This window comes from Cytobacillus eiseniae, from assembly GCF_017874625.1.
GTDB classification, from domain to species: Bacteria; Bacillota; Bacilli; order Bacillales; family Cytobacillaceae; genus Cytobacillus; species Cytobacillus eiseniae.
On record NZ_JAGIKZ010000007.1, the window covers coordinates 78,732 to 98,013 of the forward strand.

Genomic DNA, 19,282 nt, shown 5'->3' on the forward strand with positions numbered 1-19,282 from the left:
TCCTCCATTCTTAATGAATAGAACATTTGTTCCTATTTTACAATCGATGTATTTCTATTGCAAGTCTTAATCTTTCGGGAAAATATTCTGTATTTTTTAAGAGGAAGAGAAGGGAATTTATTTCTATTGTCGAAATAAAGAAGAAATACAAAGAGAGGGTGACGAAAATTGACAGAAAGAAGAAAAATACAGGCAGAGGATTTATTTAAGCTAAAATCAGTAGCTGATCCACAAATGGCGACCAATGGAATGGATTGTGTATTTGTCGAGACGAAGATGTTAGAGGAGGAAAATAAATATGCTTCCAATTTATATTACATAAATATACATGAGAAACAGAAGCCGGTTCAATGGACATACGGTGAAAACCGTAACCATTCCCCTCGATGGTCACCAGATGGAAAAATGGTAGCTTTCGTATCAGATCGGGAGGGCAAAGGACAAATTTTTGTTCTCGACATAAAAGGTGGGGAGGCCCGTCAATTAACGAAATGCCCGAATGGTGCAGCGAATCCTGTTTGGTCACCTGATGGAACAAAAATTGCTTTTAATGCAGCACTTAAAGATGGGGAAGCTATATTTGTGAATAAAAGTGATGAAAAAAAGGAGAAAAAACCGCTTCCGCTTGAAGTAGATAAAATGAGATACAAATCAGATGCCTCTGGGTTTTGGGAAGGGAATTATAACCAGATTGCGGTTGTTCACGTTCAATCAGGAGAAGTGGAGAAGCTAACTGAAGATACGCATGATTATCAGCTTCAATCATGGTCTCCAGATGGGGCGTATATTACAGTTACAGCTGATTTAAATGAAGAGAAGGACCATTCTTACCAAAGTGATGTATATCTTATCCAGGCGAATACAAAAGAAGTGAAAAAGCTGACGGCAAGTACAGGGTATTTTGGCCATGTAACCTGGTCACCGAACGGAAAATATATCGGTATGCTTGGCCATGAAAGTGAATATAAAAATGCCACACTAGCAAAAATTTGGATCTATGATATGGAAGCAGAAATGCTTCGTTGCTTAACAAGTGATTCAGATTTATTAATTGGTGATTATGCAATCGGTGATTTCCAGCAGGGGGCTGTTACACCGGGCATTCTTTGGGGGGAGGATAATCATAGCTTTTATTTCTTAGCGACCGATCATGGCAACACAGTCGTTTATTATGGAACATTAGATGGCGAGATATACCCAGCTTTACTTGATGAGCAGCATGTGTATGGACTTACTACAGGAGGCAAGGTGGATTATGCCGTTGTAGCGATTAGTAAGCCGACTCATCCGGGTGATTTATTCTTGTTGAATGTTACGTCAGGTGAACTTGAGCAGCTAACTAATGTTAATGAGGAGATTTTACAAGAAATAGTTCTTGCTGATGTGGAGTCAATTGAATTTAAATCATCTGACGATTGGGATTTACATGGATGGATGATGAAACCTGCTAACTTTAAAGAAGGGGACAAAGTGCCATTAGTACTTGAAATCCATGGCGGGCCACATGCGATGTATGCAAATTCATACTTTCATGAATTTCAATGCCTAGCAGCTCAAGGCTTTGCCGTATTGTATATCAACCCAAGGGGAAGTCATGGATATGGGCAGCAATTTGTTGACGCTGTACGGGGTGATTATGGTGGCAAAGATTATGAAGATATAATGGATGCAGTTGATTATGCTGTAGCTAAATATGACTTTATCGATGAGAATCGTTTAGGGGTGACAGGTGGAAGCTATGGCGGCTTTATGACAAACTGGATTATTGGGCATACAAACCGTTTTAAGGCTGCCGTCACACAGCGCTCCATCTCCAATTGGATCAGCTTCTATGGGGTGAGTGATATCGGTTATTACTTTACGGATTGGCAAATTAAAAGCAGCTTAAGTGATATCCACACACTTTGGAAACATTCTCCGCTAGCGTATGTTGATGAGATGGAAACACCACTTCTTATCCTGCATAGTGAGAAGGATTTCCGTTGTCCAATTGAGCAGGCAGAACAATTATTTATTGCCTTAAAAGACCGTAAAAAGGAAGCAAAGTTCATTCGTTTCCCTGAGGCAAACCATGAGCTTTCAAGAAGCGGAAAGCCAAATCTACGAATCAGCCGTTTGAATTATATTACGAATTGGTTTAAAGACTATTTAAAATAGAAGTGAATGCCGCAAGCCTTTAGAGGTTTGTGGCTTTTTACTGTTCAGCAAAGGCTCTTTTCTAAATGATTGTTGTTTTTATATTAATTATTGCAAAAATAAGTGATTTATGAAGATAATAAGGTAGACAATTATTACCAGTAGGTGAAAAGAAACTTTTTGTCTAATTTAGTAGTCATATATTATTGAAGATAAATACTAGAACGAGGAAGGACTTTACAAGATGAGAGCTGAGAAAAAACGTAAGAAAAAGAAAAGATGGAAATCAATTGTATTCATTTTTTTATTAATAATTGCAGGTACCCTCGCTTACTCCTATGTTCAATTTAAACAAGGAGTTTCACAATCAGAGGAAAAAATAGAAAAAGAGAAAAAAATAGAGATAGAAGAATATGAATTCAATGGGGATAAAGATTCTTACGGCGGAACGAATGTCCTGCTGCTTGGCAGTGATGCAGCAAGTGAGGGGAAAACAAGGGCAGATACGATTATGGTAGCTCAATATCATCCAGACAAAGGAACGTATAAATTACTATCAATAATGAGAGATACGTATGTTGATATCCCGGGATATGGGAAGAATAAAATCAATGCGGCTTTTGCTTTTGGTGGACCTGAACTGCTCAGACAAACAATTAAAGAAAATTTTAGTATCGATATACAATATTATTCAATTATTGATTTTGAAGGGTTCGTTCATTTAATTGATGAGGCATTTCCAAAAGGAGTGGAAATTGAAGTTGAAAAAGCCATGTCTGCTAGAATTGGTGTGAGCTTAGAGAAAGGATTGCAAAGATTAGATGGAGAGCATTTGCTGGGCTATGTAAGGTTTCGGCATGATGCAGTCGGAGATTTTGGCAGGGTTGAGCGTCAGCAAAAGACAATGAAGGTGCTAGCCAATCAATTTATGAGCTTTCAAACAATAACAAAGCTGCCAAAGTTAATTGGGGTGATGACGCCATATATTAATACAAATATGAATACGAAAGATATTCTTTATATTGGAAAGGATTTCATCTCGACAAAAAATCGGGAGATAGAAACATTACGTATTCCAGTGGATGGATCGTATGATGATGAAAGAATTAAGGGGGTTGGTTCTGTTTTAGCCATTGATTTTGAAAAAAATCAGCGAGCAATTCATGAATTTTTAACTAAATAAAATTCCTTTTAAGAAAAAGAGGTGTACAATAAAGGAAAAAGAGGTAAACATAGAAAGTAGACAGACTATATAAGGATCAAAGAAAGTGCATGTAAACAGTTGTCTAGCTCTATTCAAGGAGATTTTAAATGGATTACGAATTATTTAAAGACTTATTTTCACTTGAAAATATTATGGAATTAATTGAAAAATATCGTTCTTTTGGTCCGCTTCCAGGACTTGTATTGCCGATGTTAGAAGCTTTTTTGCCTTTTCTGCCGCTCTTTTTATTTGTGATGGCAAATGCAAACGCCTTTGGTCTTTGGTTTGGTTTTTTATTATCATGGATAGGGGCAACGGTTGGCGCTTTTCTAGTCTTTCTGCTCGTTCGAAAGTATGGACAAAAGAGGATGCTGCGTTTCCTCAAAAAGAGTGAGAAGGTTCAAAAGCTTATGGCATGGGTGGAGAAACATGGATTTGGTCCATTATTTGTTCTTTTGTGCTTTCCGTTTACACCATCGGCAGTTGTCAATATTGTAGCTGGTTTATCAAAAATTAGTATTGCCCAGTATATGTTAGCTGTTTTAACGGGAAAGATGGTAATGATTTTTACGATTAGTTTTGTAGGGTATGATATTAAATCTTTAATTACTCAACCGATACGAACAGCAATTGTAGGTGTGATTATTTTCATTCTCTGGTATGTTGGCAAAAGAATTGAAATAAAAATGAATAGAAGCATGAAAAAGGATCGGGATTATTAGAAGTAGGAAAGCTGGGTGAGAAAATTGAAAGAGGCAGTGAAAAAGGAAGGAATCGAATGGATAAAGGCATTTGGAATTGGCATTATTATTTTAGTGTTTCTTCGTACTTTTTTCATCTCCAATTATATTGTGGAAGGTGTATCAATGATGCCTACACTTGAAGATGGAAATAAATTAATTGTGAATAAAATAAGCTATCAAATTGGAGAGTTAAACCGCTTCGATGTCATTGTTTTTCATCATAATCAGGAAGAGGATTTTGTGAAGCGAATTATTGGTTTGCCTGGAGATAAGATTGAGTATAGCAATGATGAACTTTATGTTAATGGGAAAAAGGTGGAAGAGCCCTATCTCGATAAGTACCGGAAAGAAGCTTTAGGGGCAAGGTTGACAGGTGATTTTACATTAATGGAAAAAACTGGTGAAGAAATCGTGCCAGAAGGGAAGCTTTTTGTTCTTGGTGATAACCGTCTTGAAAGCTGGGATGGCCGTCATTTTGGTTTTATTTCTACAAATCAAGTCGTGGGAAAAGTAAACTTAAGATATTGGCCAATCGATGAAATGGATATATCTTTCTGAAACGATGGAATGACCAACTTCAATCATTCATAATAGGTAAAAAAGCGTGATGATTTTGTCACGCTTTTTCTAATGATAGAAGCTTGCTAATCAATAATAAGCTCGCTTCTATGATAAAATAATGAATAGAATCAAGCCCTAAATGAGAGGGAAGGAAGAGAGGGGTTCTATGTCCGTTCGCATCGTAATCGGTCGTTCTGGTAGTGGAAAAACAGAATACTGTCTGAATGAAATTCGGGAACAATTGCAAACAGCGCCTGATGGCAACCCGATCATCTATTTAGTACCTGAACAGATGACATTTCAATCTGAATATAAATTAGTTTCAACACCAAACCTTGGAGGAATGATTCGCAGTCAAGTCTATTCTTTTACCCGTTTGGCATGGAGGATTTTGCAAGAAACGGGAGGAATGAATCGATATCATTTAAATAGTGTAGGCATTAGTATGCTCATTAGAAAAATTATTTCTGATAAAAAAGAAGAGCTCAAGCTTTTTCAGCGAGCAGCTGATAAAAATGGTTTTATTGGCCAAGTTGAGCAGATGTTAACAGAGTTTAAACGATATTGTGTTCAGCCCGAAGAGCTGATCGCGCGGAAAAATCAATTATCTTCAGGTCAGAAAACAAATAAAGTACTTGAAGATAAACTTCATGACTTAGAAATTATTTATCAGTCCTTTGAGGAATCGCTTTTTGAAAAATATGTAGATTCAGAGGATTACTTTCGGCTATTAACGGAAAAAGCAGCTGAATCTGATTATTTGAAAAAGGCTGAAGTGTATATTGATGGTTTTTATAGTTTTACCCCACAGGAATACATGATTGTGGAGCAATTGATGAAAGTTTGCAGAAAGGTGACGATTTCACTCACCCTTGATCAGCCATTTAAGCAGACTCCTCCTGGCGAGCTGCACTTATTCCGTATGACAGGGGAGAACTGTCAAACGATTTATGAAATGGCAACTAGAAATGGACTTCAGATCGAGGAGATCTTACTAACAGAGCCAAAAAGATGGAAGGATCCATCCTTCAACCATCTTGAAGAAAACTTTGCAACTCGTTCAGCGGTTAGTTATAAAGGGAAACCAGGAATTTTTCTTGCTCAGGCTATGAATAGACGAGCTGAAATTGAAGGGGTAGCAAGACAGTTGAACGAGCTTGTTCGCACAAAAGGTCTGCGTTATCGGGACATCGCTATTCTTGCAAGGAATAGTCAAGATTATTATGACAATATTGAAACGATTTTCTCTGATTATCAAATTCCCTTTTTCATAGATCAGAAGCGAACGATGCTCTATCACCCACTAATTGAGCTGATTCGCTCAAGTCTAGAAGTGATTAATGGGAATTGGCGGTATGAGCCGATTTTTCGAGCGGTGAAGTCGGAGTTATTATTTCCAGCAAAATTAAATACAGATCAGTTACGCGAAAAAATGGACCGGCTTGAGAATTATGTACTTGCCTATGGCATTCAAGGAGATAAATGGACGAAGAAAAATAGGTGGATTTATCGGAGAATTAGAGGGTTAGAATTTGAAGCTTATGGACAGACCGATGATGAACAGCAAATGGAACAAGAGTTAAATGAATTGCGTGAGATGATTACCTCTCCCATTCTTAGATTATCACATCGTCTAAAGAAAGCGGTGAGTGGACGGCAATATTGTGAAGCACTTTATTTATATCTTGAAGAATTAGATGTGCCAACCAAATTAGAAGAGTGGAAACAGACGGAAGAAGAAAAAGGGAATCTACTAAAATCCCGTGAACATGCGCAAGCTTGGAATGCTATGATTGAACTTCTCGATCAATATGTTGAGATGTTAGGAGAAGAAGAGGTTTCAATTAAGCGTTTTGCTGAAATTCTGGATGCAGGAATAGAATCGCTTCAATTTACAGTTGTCCCCCCTGCAATTGATCAAGTAATGGTAGCTGATCTAGAAAGGTCACGTCTTTCCGATGTGAAGATTGCCTTTGTGATCGGCTTAAATGATGGTGTCCTGCCAGCTAAGTTTTCAGAGGAAGGCATTCTTGCTGATGAAGACCGAGAACAGCTATCGGCAAATGGGCTAAAACTAGCAGCAGGAAGCAGCATTCGTTTATTGGATGAAGAGTTCCTTGCATATAAAGCATTTGTTACTCCATCTGAGAGGCTATACATGAGCTATCCACTTGCAAATGAAGAGGGAAAAGGATTAATGCCATCAACTTATATTAAACGAATAATGGACCTATTCCCAGAGATAGAAAAGTCAACGTATATGGTAGACCCTGCTGAACTTCCTGAAGATGAGCAGTTGGCATATGCTGCAAATATTAATACAGCCTTATCGTACTTAACCTCTCAATTACAGTTGAAGAAGAGAAATTATCCAATCTATGATTTCTGGTGGGATATTTATAATTTTTACTTGAAGGATGAAGGATGGAGTAAAACAGCGATTAAAGTGCTTTCAAGTTTAAATTATGAGAACCGCACAGAACAAATAGAAGAGGTGACGAAAGAGTTATATGGAGAAGAAATACAAGCGAGTGTCTCAAGAATGGAATTGTTTCACAGCTGTCCATTCTCACATTATGCTCAGTATGGACTCAAACTCAGGGAGCGCCAAGTATTCCGATTAGATGCACCAGATATTGGTGATTTATTCCATGCAGCACTGAAATATATTACGGAAATTGTCATGAAAGGAACGTATTCATGGACAGAACTGACGAGGGAGCAATGTGAAATCCTAGCAAAAGAAGCAGTGGAGGTGCTCGCTCCGAAATTGCAGAATGAGATTTTATTAAGCTCCAATCGACATTACTATATAAAGAGAAAGCTAGAGCAAATTATTAGTCGTGCTTCATTTATACTTGGTGAGCATGCAAAATCAAGCGGTTTTTCTCCAATCGGGCTAGAGCTTGGATTTGGCCCTAAAGGAGAGCTTCCTTCGATCAAATTCCCACTCAAAAATGGCACCCAGATGGAGCTAGTCGGCAGAATTGACAGAGTGGATAAAGCACAGGATGATCAAGGTGTATTTTTACGAGTGATCGATTATAAATCAAGTGCCAAGGATTTAAATGTGACGGAAGTGTATTACGGACTGGCTCTGCAAATGCTCACTTATTTAGATATTATTATTGCTCATTCTGAGGATCTAATTGGAACGAAGGCTGATCCTGCAGGTGTGTTGTATTTTCATGTTCATAATCCAATGATTAATACTTCGAAAATGCTCACACTTGATGATATTGAACGGGAGATATTCAAAAAGTTTAAAATGAATGGCCTACTGTTAGGTGATGAAAAAGTCATCCGCTTAATGGATCAAACAATCGATAAGGGCGATTCACCGATTGTTTCAGCTGGCTTTAACAAAGATGGGTCCCTTTCGAAGCGCTCCAAAGTAGCAAGTAAACAGGAATTTGACTATTTAAGAAAATTTGTTCGGCATAAATATGTAGAAACTGGTAATCAAATGACAAGCGGACAAGTTCAAATTTCACCTTATAAAATGAAGGATCAAACTCCTTGTACATTTTGTTCGTATAAATCGGTTTGTCAATTTGATGAATCACTTGAATCAAATGAATATAGACAGCTTGTTCCACATTCAAAGGATGACATGCTTGAATTGATCAAAAAGGAGGTTGAATCCCAATGACAACTAGTTCAATCCCCAAAAAACCTGCAGATGCGACATGGACAGATGATCAATGGAAAGCAATTATGGCTAGTGGACAGGATATTCTTGTTGCAGCAGCAGCAGGTTCAGGGAAAACGGCAGTGCTTGTTGAAAGGATCATCAAGAAGATCCTTTCGAGTGAAAATCCAATAAATGTTGATGAGCTTCTTGTTGTTACCTTTACAAATGCTTCTGCAGCTGAGATGAGACATAGAATTGGCGAGGCAATAGAAAAAGCCATTCAAGAAGAGCCGAAATCAGAGCATTTGCGAAAGCAAATAGGTTTATTAAATAAAGCTTCAATATCAACTCTGCACTCCTTTTGTTTAGAGATGATCCGAAGACATTACTACTTAATTGATATCGATCCAGGCTTCCGAATTGCCGATGAAACAGAAGCACAGTTAATACGGGATGAAGTGTTAGAAGAGCTTTTTGAAGAGGAGTATGGAAAGGATGGAAATGACGCGTTCTTTACCCTCGTTGACACATTTACAAATGATCGTAATGATTTGGCGTTGCAGGGCATTATTCGTGATTTATATGATTTTGCAAGGTCTAACCCGTTACCAGAACAATACTTAGATTCAATTGTGCAAATGTACGATGTGAATGAATCCATGAAAGTAGAAGAATTGCCATTTATTCAACCAGTCATTCAGGATATTGATTTACAGCTGCAGGGAGCAAAGCAGTTTATTGAACAGGCAATGGCATTAACAAAGCTCCCTGGCGGCCCTGCTCCTAGAGCAGAGAACTTTTTGGATGATCTTCGAGTGATCCAAACATTGATTGATGGGAAAAATGATTCATGGACAACCCTTTATGAGGCATTGCAGACATTTTCATTTGGCAGACTTAAAAATTGTAAAGGGGATGAATATGACAAGGATTTAATTGAACAATCGAAACGGTTTAGAGACCAAGCTAAGAAAATGATACAAGAGTTGAAGGATGAGTTATTTACGCGCAAATCTGAAAGTTTTATCCGGGATATGCAGGAGATGAAGCCACATATTGAGGGACTTATTTTTTTAGTTAAGTCTTTTTCTACTCGCTTTGAAAAAGTGAAAGCAGAGAAAGGACTTGTCGATTTTGCTGATTTAGAGCATTATTGCTTAGCCATTCTTTCTGAAAAAAGTGAATCCGGCAAATTAATTCCTTCAGATGCAGCCATTGCATGCAGGGAACAATTCAATGAAGTATTCGTAGATGAATATCAGGATGTAAATTTGGTTCAAGAATCAATTCTCCAGCTTGTGACGAAGGATTCCGATCATGCAGGGAATCTTTTTATGGTTGGAGATGTGAAACAGTCCATTTACCGTTTTCGACTGGCAGAGCCGAATTTATTTTTAGGAAAGTATACTCGATTTACACAAGCAGGTGAGAATACAGGCTTACGAATTGATCTTGCGAAAAATTTCAGAAGCCGTAAAGAAGTACTTCATGGAACCAACTATATTTTTAAGCAAATAATGGGTACAAGTGTAGGAGAAATTGAGTACGATGAAGCCGCAGAATTAGTGAAAGGGGCTCCTTATACAGAGGATCAAAGCCATCCAATTGAACTAGCGATTATTGATCTGGATGGGAAAGGGGCAGAGGATTCGTTCGAACAGGAGCAGGAAGCGTTTGATCCAACAGAACTTGCACAATCACAGCTTGAAGCAAGATATATGGCAGCCAAAGTGAAAGAAATTATTGCGGACCGTACAGAAATATATAATCCGAAAACAAAATCAGCACGTCCAGCCATGTATCGAGATATTGTCATTTTACTACGTTCAATGACATGGGCACCACAAATTATGGAGGAATTCAAGCAGCAAGGAATTCCTGTATATGCCAATCTTTCAACTGGATATTTTGAAGCAACAGAAGTGGCGATCATGATGTCCCTTTTAAAAGTGATCGATAATCCGTATCAGGATATTCCACTTGCTTCTGTATTAAGGTCACCAATTGTTGGTTTAACAGAAAAGGAATTAGCACAAATAAGAATTCATCATAAAAAAGATTCCTTTTATGAGGCAGTTTCTTCATTTTGTAAAAATAAACCTGTTGTAGAATCGGAAAGGACAATGGATAAGGTTCGCCCATTTTTTGAACAATTAAAGGAATGGCGGAAAATAGCTAGAAAAGGCTCACTTTCTGGGCTTATTTGGCAGCTTTATAGAGAAACACGATTTTATGATTTTGTTGGAGGGATGCCTGGCGGAAAGCAAAGACAGGCTAACTTAAGGGCATTATATGATCGGGCAAGACAGTATGAGGAAACATCCTTCAGGGGATTATTCCGTTTCTTAAGATTTATTGAGCGCATGCGTGATAGAGGGGATGATCTTGGTGCTGCACGTGCGCTTGGCGAACAGGAAGATGTTGTTCGTCTCATGACCATTCATAGCAGCAAAGGCCTCGAGTTTCCATTTGTTTTCATTGCTGGACTTGCTCGTCAGTTTAATACGATGGACTTGAAGAAAGCTTATATGCTTGATAAGGAATTTGGATTTGCCACAAAGTATGTAAATGCTGAAAAAAGAATTTCGTTGCCCTCATTGCCGCAGTTGGCTTTCAAGCGGAAGAAGAAAATGGAGATGCTTGCAGAAGAGATGCGTGTTCTCTATGTTGCATTAACTAGGGCAAAGGAAAAGCTTTATCTTGTCTCCTCTGTCAAAAGTGTCGAAAAGAAAATGCATCAATGGAAGCAAGCTGGTGAGTGTAGGGATTGGCTATTAAATGAATATGCCCGAGCTACAGCAAATAGTTATCTTGATTGGGTTGGTCCCTCCCTAATAAGGCATAAAGATTGTCAGCAATTAAGGGGTGATTCAGCCGCAATAAACCCGCTTATTTCAAAGGATATTATTGAACATCCATCATGCTGGTCTATACACATTCTTAAAAGTGAAGAAGTGGCTGTTATTCAAGACGAGGACGTAGCTGAAAAAGAGTCTTTACTAGATAAAGTGTATGCTGGTGATCTTATTCCAGTTCAAACAAACTTTAAAGAAAGAGTAGAGGAACAGCTATTATGGAAATACCCTCAGATGGAGGCATCTACTTATCGTTCGAAGCAGTCAGTATCTGAAGTAAAAAGGCAAAAGGAAATGTTCAATGCTGAAGATAGCGGGACAGAGCTCATACAAAAAATGAAGAAGCCGATGCTAAATCGTCCAAAATTCATGCAGGAAAAATCATTATCACCCGCTGAAAGAGGAACGGCTATGCATATGGTTTTACAGCATCTTAATTTCAGAGCAAATATTACAGCAGTATCGGTAGAAGAAAAGATGGATGAGATGGTGAGAAAGGAGCTTCTTTCAGTAGAGCAGAGAGAAGCAATTGACCCAGCATTAGTTGTTCACTTCTTTGAAACGGAAATTGGAAAGAGGCTAGTTCAGGCACCTGTTATCAATCGAGAAATTCCATTTAGTCTAGCATTCCCAGCAAGTGAAATTTATCTTGATTGGCAAGGTGAAGAAGAGACTGTTCTTATACAAGGAATAATTGATTGTGTTTTTGAAGATGAGCAGGGCTTAGTACTTCTTGATTATAAAACAGATGGAATTACAGAGCGTTTTAAAGGTGGATTTGCGGAAGCAAAGCCTGTACTTGAGGACCGTTATCGAATTCAAATAGATATGTACACACGCGCATTAGAACAAATCTTAAAACGCAATGTTACAGAGCGGTATTTATTTTTCTTTGATGGGGCAAATACAATTAAAATGTAAATTTTTAAAAGACCGGTAAGAGAAATGCCTTACCGGTCTTCTATGTTGTTGAGTCAAAAGTTTTATTAGAAAGCCGTTTCTGCTTTTCTAATTATCTAGCTCCAGCGGCTAGACCCTCGAGGTCATAAGCCGTTCTGGCCTGAAGGGCAAAGAACACCCTTCACTCCAGTCCGTCTTATGCTTGTCGGGTCTGACCAAGCCGCTTCCGCTTTTCACTGTCTAGCTCCAGCGGCTAGACCCTCGAGGTCATAAGCCGTTCTGGCCTGAAGGTTAAAGAACACCCTTCACTCCAGCCCGTCTTATGCTTGTCGGGTCTGACCAAGCCGCTTCCGCTTTTCTAATTATTCCCAACCATTGGTTGGTCAATTAGGTTTGAATCAAGTACATTACTAGCACTAAGGCCATTATTTGCAATAATGAATCCGCCGGTATTTCCGGCTCCCTGGCCGGAAACAGATTTTGAACTGCTCTTTGGAGACATATTTAAGGAATCACCAAATTGAACAATGCCTCCAGCGACATTTAGGATTTGGACCGGTCCAACTATAGCTGGCATGGCAAAACACCCTTTTATTAAGTTGATATGATTTCTACCTTTTTCCATTTAAAGAATCACGTGTTAAATGACGAATATGCTCAACCCTTGATTCTAATTGTACATGCTTGCTATTTCCAACATGAAACACGGATGAAGAAGAAACACCAAGAATATCAATTGTATTTACTTTAATGGCTGGTTTCAATTGGATCGTATTCATCGTTATGACTTCAGTAATGGGTGGCAATGGAATGGATTCTTTGAAAATGGAGTATGATTGAAATTGCGCTTCATTGCCGAAGAAAATCTCGGCTTCTCTTTGAACGGCAATCGCCCGTGAAAAACCTTGGATATAAGATGAATCGCCAATTTCTAAAAAGGAAGAGAATGAAATGGTTTCAACTTTTAAATGATTGACTATTGAAGTTCGCTGTAGCATATGGATTACTTAGGAGTTAATGGAACAAATGGTCCAATGATTAGTGATTCAGGAGGTGTGTCAAAAATCGATGCTAATTGAATGGTTTGTGTGTCGCCAATCATTAATAATGAAGAACTGGAGACCCCAATCACACGAATATCACCTACACATAAATCCCTGTTATATACTTGATAATTCATTCATTCTTCATTCCTTTCACATTTTCAGGCAAATGGCTAATAAAGATTTGAATCCCATTTAAAATATCCGTTTTAAGAAGATTAATGATGTCTTCGTTTGAATGACGATTTTGTTCATCTGTCGCAAGATGTTGTTTGAGATAGGAATCGATCTTCGTTGGAAGTTGCTTTTTAATATCTTCTTTAATAAATGAAAGATAAGAAGCATCTTCTGCTACATTTAAATTTCTTTGAACTTCAGAAAGCACATCTGGTAAATCATGGTCTAAATAATGATACATGACGTTTTCTATTTCCATGGCCTTCTTCATATGAAGCTTAGGGGGAATTGGTGCATTGATTTCCTTATTATCTACTGTGAAATCTTCAATATTTTCCAAATCAGCAGGGTTTAAACCGATATTAAGTGTTCCTTCCAATGTCTCAACTTTTAATTGATCAAATTTGTAGTCGATTCTTTCTATATTAATAGGAGGACGTTTCTTTAAAGCAATGGTTTCTTCATGTAATTGTTGAATTTTCTTTTCAAGGCTGCTAATTCTCTTTTCCTGTGATTCAACAAAGGAATGTAATTTTTGAAGATACGAATAAAAATCTTGGTTCATATACACCACCACCTTATACTTATCGTCAATTTACGACTTTTCCTTTTTTCCTAACAGCTTTCGGCAATAAGACTGCTAACTCATGATGCAGGCGCAGTTAATGGGACGGATGGAGTGGCAGCTACTTCTGGTGAAAGGACAGTATCTGTTTCTGCTTCTGGTGCAGGCTCGGTGTAACCGCCTGTATTGTATAAATGTGAAGAAGGTTTGATGATCCCTGCGCTGCCAATTTGCATAACAGATGAGTTTGATATTCCGCCAATTTTTATTAGGTTAATATGAATGGATTGTTGAATATAATAATTCATGCTCCTCACCTTTTTTAAACATTTAATATAATTCCTTGGTCAATCCCATCTGAATCATATGTGTTTGTTGTGCTTAAATGATTGTATACATTCATGCCATCACCTGTATTGAAAGAGCCAGCACCAGAAAAGGTTTTTGCAGTGGAAACAGGCATCATTTTGTACACATCTCCAATATTAAAAATTGAACTGCTTCCAACGGATATGACCTGAACAACTCCAACAATTGCCGGCATAGACGACACCCTTTTTCGAATTAGAAAATTGAGATAGACGCAAATACATAACAAATAGGCACCTCTCATTTCTTTATCTTATGTGCCTATTTGGAGATTGTGATAATATAGCCCAAAATAATCGGTGGAATGGCTGTTTCTAGACAAGTATTTATCCGTCATTTATGATTGTGGTTAGAATTTGAAATATTTAGAAAAGGAGAATGGGAATGAGTCAATCTCTTAAGTCAGTTACGGAGAAGGAACGGATTATTTCATTAGATATCATGAGAGGGTTTGCAATTTTGGGGATTTTCCTTGTAAATATGCTGACATTTCACTCCCCATTTATGTATATCGATCCGCTTGAATACTGGAGTGGAGCTGTAGATCAATCCATCTACACATTTCTTGATCTTTTTGTTCAAGCAAGCTTTTATCCTCTATTTGCGCTTTTATTTGGGTATGGATTGATGATAATGAGGGAACGCTCATTGTTAAAAGGATATTCATTCGGCCAAATAGCGACAAGAAGATTATCTTTATTGCTTTTTATTGGAATGATTCATGCATTTTTAATTTGGCATGGAGATATATTAATTACTTATGCATTGATGGGCTTTTTATTTTTGCTATTCATGAGGCTGAATGGAAAGAATCTAATCATTATAGGCATTGTTTTGTATGTCATTCCAAATCTGCTGATGGTTCTTTTAGTATTTGCTAGTCTGTTTATTGTATCTGGTGATGCGCTCAGTCTTACAGATCCTGCACAAGTGGAAGCATCCTTTCAGGCTTATCAGAATGGGAGTTTTACAGAAATTACAGTCCAACGATTCAAAGATTGGTATTTTGCGAACAATCTAGGGACATTTTTTGTCATGATTATTTCCATTTTGCCTTTATTTCTTATTGGTGGTGGGGTGGCTAAGCTTAAATGGCTTGAGGAGCCAAAGAAACATCAAAGAAAGCTAATAATAATTGCAAGTACGGCCTTAATCATAGGTCTATTGCTTAAGCTGCTACCGATGTTTACTGCTCATAATTTTGCGACAAATTATGTTCAGGATGCTTTTGGCGGACCGCTTCTTGCAATAGGATATGGCCTAGTGATTGCATTGATAATTGAGAATGAAACGATGAAAAAGCTTCTCTATCCTTTATCCTTCGTCGGTAAACTATCATTAAGTAATTATCTCCTTCAGTCTATTGTAGCAACATTCATTTTTTATCAATATGGGCTAGGTTTATATGGGAAGGTATCGTTAGCTACTGGAACGGTCATCGTCTTAATTATTTATATCATGCAACTTTTGATTAGTCGTTACTGGGTGAAACATTTTTATTATGGCCCAGTCGAATGGGTATGGAGAAGCTTTACTTATTTGCAATATCCACAATGGAAGCGGAAAAATCACGAATAATGATTGCTGAAAATTAGTAGCAACTTTCAATCCATAAATTTAGAATAATTTGTATGAATATGGTATGATATAGTCGATTTAATTGAAGGAGGATCATATTAAATGATACATGCACACATTACAAGCTGGCTTCTAGCTCTTATCTTATTTATCGTGGCACTTGGCCTGCATAAAAGCGGGAAAGAAAAGGGCTTTAAGATCGTAAAGATGATTTTGAGACTCTTCTACCTACTTACGATTGGTACAGGAATATGGATTTTAACTAGCATAAATATCGACATGATGTATGTGATTAAGTCATTAGTAGGGATATGGGTAATAGGGATGTTCGAAATGGTCCTTGCAGGTACAGCAAAAGGGAAAAAAACAGCCATTTCATGGTTATTATTAATTATTTCATTAGTCATCGTCTTATATTTAGGATTTGTCTATTTGCCATTAAGTTTTTAACGGTTAATAATAGTTACTATTTTTTGAAAAAGCTGTCGAAAAGATGGCTTTTTCGTTTTTTTGTCATGTTATAATTAGGACTTTTATGGTATTTTTAACATGAGAGAGTTTAAAAACAATCAAATTACATATATGGTGGTTCTTTAAATGGCAAAAACAATAACTTGTTCGTACGAAAATTCAGATCAACTATATGATTTCATCCATGAAAATGATCTCGGAGAATATCCAAATTTACTTGTTCAAGTCTATTCAAGCAGTACGAATCGTACTTTTCTTATTCAACTGCAATCCGATATCAAAAATGAACTCCCATATGCAACAATTATAGGCTGTACAAGTAGTGGGGAAATAATTGAAGGACGAATGGCTGAGAATAAAGTCATTGTTTCGTTTACCCATTTTGAAAAAACGGAATTAAAATCATTGTTGCTTCACCAAAGTACTTATCAAGACAGCTTCGAACTAGGGAAGGCAATTGCTGGAACCCTTCTGACATTTGATACAAAGGCAATTATCCTTTATTCAGCAGGTACACAGGTTGATGCTCAATCTGTTTTAGATGGGATTCATCAGAGCAACCAAGGCTTTGTCATTGCTGGTGGTTTGGCGAATGGTATAAACGATGAGCCATCCGTTTTTACAGGTGAAGAAATAACAAGTTCAGGAATCGTTGCTGTCGCTCTTCAGAGTGATCAACTTGTTGCAGAAGTATTTAGTCATAGCAAATGGACGGATATTAGTCGGCCATTTCACATTACAAAAGCAAAAGATACAATCATTTATTCAATTGAAAATAAAAAACCAATCCAAATATTAACGAAATACTTAGGGAAGGCATTCGTTGATAGATTGCCGATATCCGGATTTGAATTTCCTTTTATGATCGATGAAAAAGAAAGGAAAGTACCAGTATTTATCAAAAGTATACTGAAAAATGGAGCAATTGAAGTCAATCGGAAAATATCAGAGCATCAAGAAATGACGTTAGCTTTTTCAGATATCGAAGGGGAGATGAAAAGCTCTCTGTCTAATTTGAAATATATAGAAAAAAAACAAATAGAAACGATTTTTATATTCAGTGGAATGGCTAGAAAACAATTCACACATGCGTTCACAGTGAACAAATTAGAGATGCTCCAGAATATTACTGCCACGAATGGCTTTTTTACAAATGGAGAATTAATCGGTGCCCCTAAAGAAAAGCCCGTTTTATTAGACCATTCAATGACTTATTTAGGATTATCAGAGAATACGAGTCAAAAAAGGCTGGACCAAAAACAGCGGTTTAAATATACACGAACAACAAGTATGAAAACTTTATCTTCATTTATCCAATTGATGCAGTCAGCTCAGCTAGACTTGCAGCTTTTAAATGAAAATTTAAAGGTTTCTGAGCAGTATCATCAATCTCTATTCAACACTAATTCGGATATTATCTTATCGATTGATATTAAGGGCAGAATAAAAAATACTAATCCTGCCTTTGAAAAAGTACTAGGCTACAACAGTCATATAATGATAGGAAAATCAGCACTAAATTTAATTCAAAGTGAAGATGTTCCTCGTGTACGAATGTACTTTAATAAAGCGCTAAAAGGAAAAGAGCAATTTTTAAATGTAATGATTCAGCCAAAGCATGGGGAAGCAAATTTACATCAAATAAAGTTAATCCCGATCTTAATGAATGAAGAATGCTTAGGAGTGTACGTCGTTTGCAGGAATATTAGTGAGCAGAAGCGTATAGAAGAAAAGATTACAGAGCTTTCCTATTATGATCATGACACTGGTCTCCCTAATCGGATTAAGCTGACTGAGCAGCTAGAAAATATGCTTGCTAAAGCAAAGAAGAAGAAAAGAATACTTGCTGTTCTATCGATTGATATTGACCGCTTTAAAATCATCAATGATAGCCTCGGGCATTTTGCTGGTGATATGGTACTGAAGGAATTAGCCTATCGAATTGAAAAAGTACTTCCGAGCGGGGCATACCTTGGCAGATTTGGTGGAGATAAATTTACAGTCATTGTTTCGAAGGAAGTCATGGTGGAGGAAGTCTTAAAGATTTGCAAACTGATTTTGAAAGAAATTTCCAAACCGATTGATTATAAGGGGCGGGATTTCTTTGTTACGGCAAGTATTGGTGTTAGTTTTTATCCAGAGGATGGAATGGATGAGCATGAGCTCCTAAAAAATGCCGACATTGCCACGAACCGTTCGAAAAATCATGGTGGGAATCGTATCACATTCTTTTCAAATGAAATGAATGAGCATGCAGTATCAAGATTTGAATTAGAGAGCTATTTAAGAAAAGCGTTGCAAAAGCAGGAATTTTATTTAATGTACCAGCCATTGATTGATTTGGAAACAGGTGGAATTTTTGGGAGTGAGGCTCTGATTAGATGGAATCACCCTAAATTAGGCCTTGTATCACCGGCTGATTTCATCCCATTAGCTGAAGAGACTGGACTAATCGAAGAAATAGGCAACTGGGTACTGCGAACGGCCTGCATACAAAATAAAAAATGGCAATTACAAGGACATAGAAATTTATCTGTTTCTGTTAATGTTTCTGCCTATCAATTTCAACAGCCAGGATTTATCAAAGAAGTCAAAAAAGCATTAAATGAATCAAAGCTAGACCCATGTTATTTAACATTAGAACTAACGGAAAGTACGATGTTAGATAATATTGGGTATAGCATTCAAACGATGGAATTATTGCAAAAACTTGGAGTAAAAGTATCAATCGATGATTTTGGCACAGGCTATTCTTCATTAAGTTATTTGAAAAACTTGCCGATTAATACATTAAAGATTGATCGTTCATTTATAAATAATCTACGTCTTAATACATCTGATATTGCGATTGTAAAAGCAATAATTACAATGGGACACGGCCTAGCGGTTAAGGTACTCGCAGAAGGTGTTGAGACAAAAGAGCAGATAGAATTACTTAAAGAACTGAAATGTCATTATGCTCAAGGGTTTTATATTCATCGACCGCTACAAATAGCTGATTTTGAAAAGGGATTAGAAAAGCCAACAACACTTCTTAATTAAATCC

15 protein-coding genes are annotated in these 19,282 nt (G+C 37.3%); 9 read left to right on the top strand and 6 right to left on the bottom strand.

Features of this window, described 5'->3' with window-relative positions; all coding sequences use genetic code 11:
• Positions 1 to 168: 168 nt before the first annotated feature.
• From J2Z40_RS08225 to addA, 6 genes are all read left to right on the top strand, one after another.
• Positions 169 to 2,157, top strand: coding sequence for a S9 family peptidase (locus J2Z40_RS08225; protein WP_066392682.1), 1,989 nt, complete (start codon positions 169 to 171; stop codon positions 2,155 to 2,157).
• A gap of 223 nt (positions 2,158 to 2,380) precedes the next feature.
• Entirely contained in the window at positions 2,381 to 3,319 is a 939-nt protein-coding gene (locus J2Z40_RS08230) for an LCP family protein (RefSeq protein ID WP_066392685.1), read from the top strand.
• Between the two features lie 128 nt (positions 3,320 to 3,447).
• The gene (locus J2Z40_RS08235; protein ID WP_066392687.1) at positions 3,448 to 4,062 is read left to right on the top strand and encodes a TVP38/TMEM64 family protein; all 615 of its coding nucleotides are present in this window, start codon (positions 3,448 to 3,450) and stop codon (positions 4,060 to 4,062) included.
• Between the two features lie 24 nt (positions 4,063 to 4,086).
• Complete coding sequence (lepB, locus tag J2Z40_RS08240; protein ID WP_066399154.1) at positions 4,087 to 4,641, top strand: signal peptidase I; 555 nt, start codon at positions 4,087 to 4,089, stop codon at positions 4,639 to 4,641.
• A gap of 169 nt (positions 4,642 to 4,810) precedes the next feature.
• Entirely contained in the window at positions 4,811 to 8,296 is a 3,486-nt protein-coding gene (gene addB / locus J2Z40_RS08245) for a helicase-exonuclease AddAB subunit AddB (RefSeq protein ID WP_066392698.1), read from the top strand.
• Complete coding sequence (gene addA / locus J2Z40_RS08250; protein WP_066392700.1) at positions 8,293 to 12,054, top strand: helicase-exonuclease AddAB subunit AddA; 3,762 nt, start codon at positions 8,293 to 8,295, stop codon at positions 12,052 to 12,054. The genes addB and addA overlap by 4 nt, the downstream gene beginning before the upstream one ends.
• 337 nt (positions 12,055 to 12,391) lie before the next feature.
• On the opposite strand, the gene J2Z40_RS08255 is transcribed toward addA, so the two are convergent.
• The 6 genes from J2Z40_RS08255 to J2Z40_RS08280 all read right to left on the bottom strand — a co-directional run bounded on the left by J2Z40_RS08255 (position 12,392) and on the right by J2Z40_RS08280 (position 14,362).
• Complete coding sequence (locus tag J2Z40_RS08255; protein ID WP_066392701.1) at positions 12,392 to 12,610, bottom strand: spore germination protein; 219 nt, start codon at positions 12,608 to 12,610, stop codon at positions 12,392 to 12,394.
• 34 nt (positions 12,611 to 12,644) lie between these two features.
• On the bottom strand, positions 12,645 to 13,031 hold the full coding sequence (locus tag J2Z40_RS08260) for a spore germination protein GerPE (protein WP_066392703.1): 387 nt from the start codon (positions 13,029 to 13,031) through the stop codon (positions 12,645 to 12,647).
• Positions 13,032 to 13,036: 5 nt separating this feature from the next.
• Positions 13,037 to 13,213 (bottom strand): spore gernimation protein GerPD, encoded by a 177-nt coding sequence (locus J2Z40_RS08265; protein ID WP_066392706.1) that lies wholly within the window; start codon positions 13,211 to 13,213, stop codon positions 13,037 to 13,039.
• The gene (gene gerPC / locus J2Z40_RS08270; RefSeq protein ID WP_066392712.1) at positions 13,210 to 13,818 is read right to left on the bottom strand and encodes a spore germination protein GerPC; all 609 of its coding nucleotides are present in this window, start codon (positions 13,816 to 13,818) and stop codon (positions 13,210 to 13,212) included. The genes J2Z40_RS08265 and gerPC overlap by 4 nt, the downstream gene beginning before the upstream one ends.
• 80 nt (positions 13,819 to 13,898) lie before the next feature.
• The gene (locus tag J2Z40_RS08275; protein ID WP_066392713.1) at positions 13,899 to 14,126 is read right to left on the bottom strand and encodes a spore germination protein GerPB; all 228 of its coding nucleotides are present in this window, start codon (positions 14,124 to 14,126) and stop codon (positions 13,899 to 13,901) included.
• Positions 14,127 to 14,140: 14 nt separating this feature from the next.
• The gene (locus J2Z40_RS08280) at positions 14,141 to 14,362 is read right to left on the bottom strand and encodes a spore germination protein (protein WP_066392714.1); all 222 of its coding nucleotides are present in this window, start codon (positions 14,360 to 14,362) and stop codon (positions 14,141 to 14,143) included.
• A gap of 209 nt (positions 14,363 to 14,571) precedes the next feature.
• On the opposite strand from J2Z40_RS08280, the gene J2Z40_RS08285 reads away from it, so the two are divergent.
• The 3 genes from J2Z40_RS08285 to J2Z40_RS08295 all read left to right on the top strand — a co-directional run bounded on the left by J2Z40_RS08285 (position 14,572) and on the right by J2Z40_RS08295 (position 19,278).
• Entirely contained in the window at positions 14,572 to 15,765 is a 1,194-nt protein-coding gene (locus tag J2Z40_RS08285; protein WP_066392715.1) for a DUF418 domain-containing protein, read from the top strand.
• Positions 15,766 to 15,867: 102 nt separating this feature from the next.
• Positions 15,868 to 16,215 carry a YisL family protein gene (locus J2Z40_RS08290; RefSeq protein WP_066392718.1) on the top strand — a complete coding sequence of 116 codons (348 nt, stop codon included), beginning with the start codon at positions 15,868 to 15,870 and terminating at the stop codon, positions 16,213 to 16,215.
• A gap of 147 nt (positions 16,216 to 16,362) precedes the next feature.
• Positions 16,363 to 19,278, top strand: a complete 2,916-nt coding sequence (locus J2Z40_RS08295; RefSeq protein ID WP_066392720.1) for a bifunctional diguanylate cyclase/phosphodiesterase — start codon at positions 16,363 to 16,365, stop codon at positions 19,276 to 19,278.
• Positions 19,279 to 19,282: the final 4 nt, after the last annotated feature.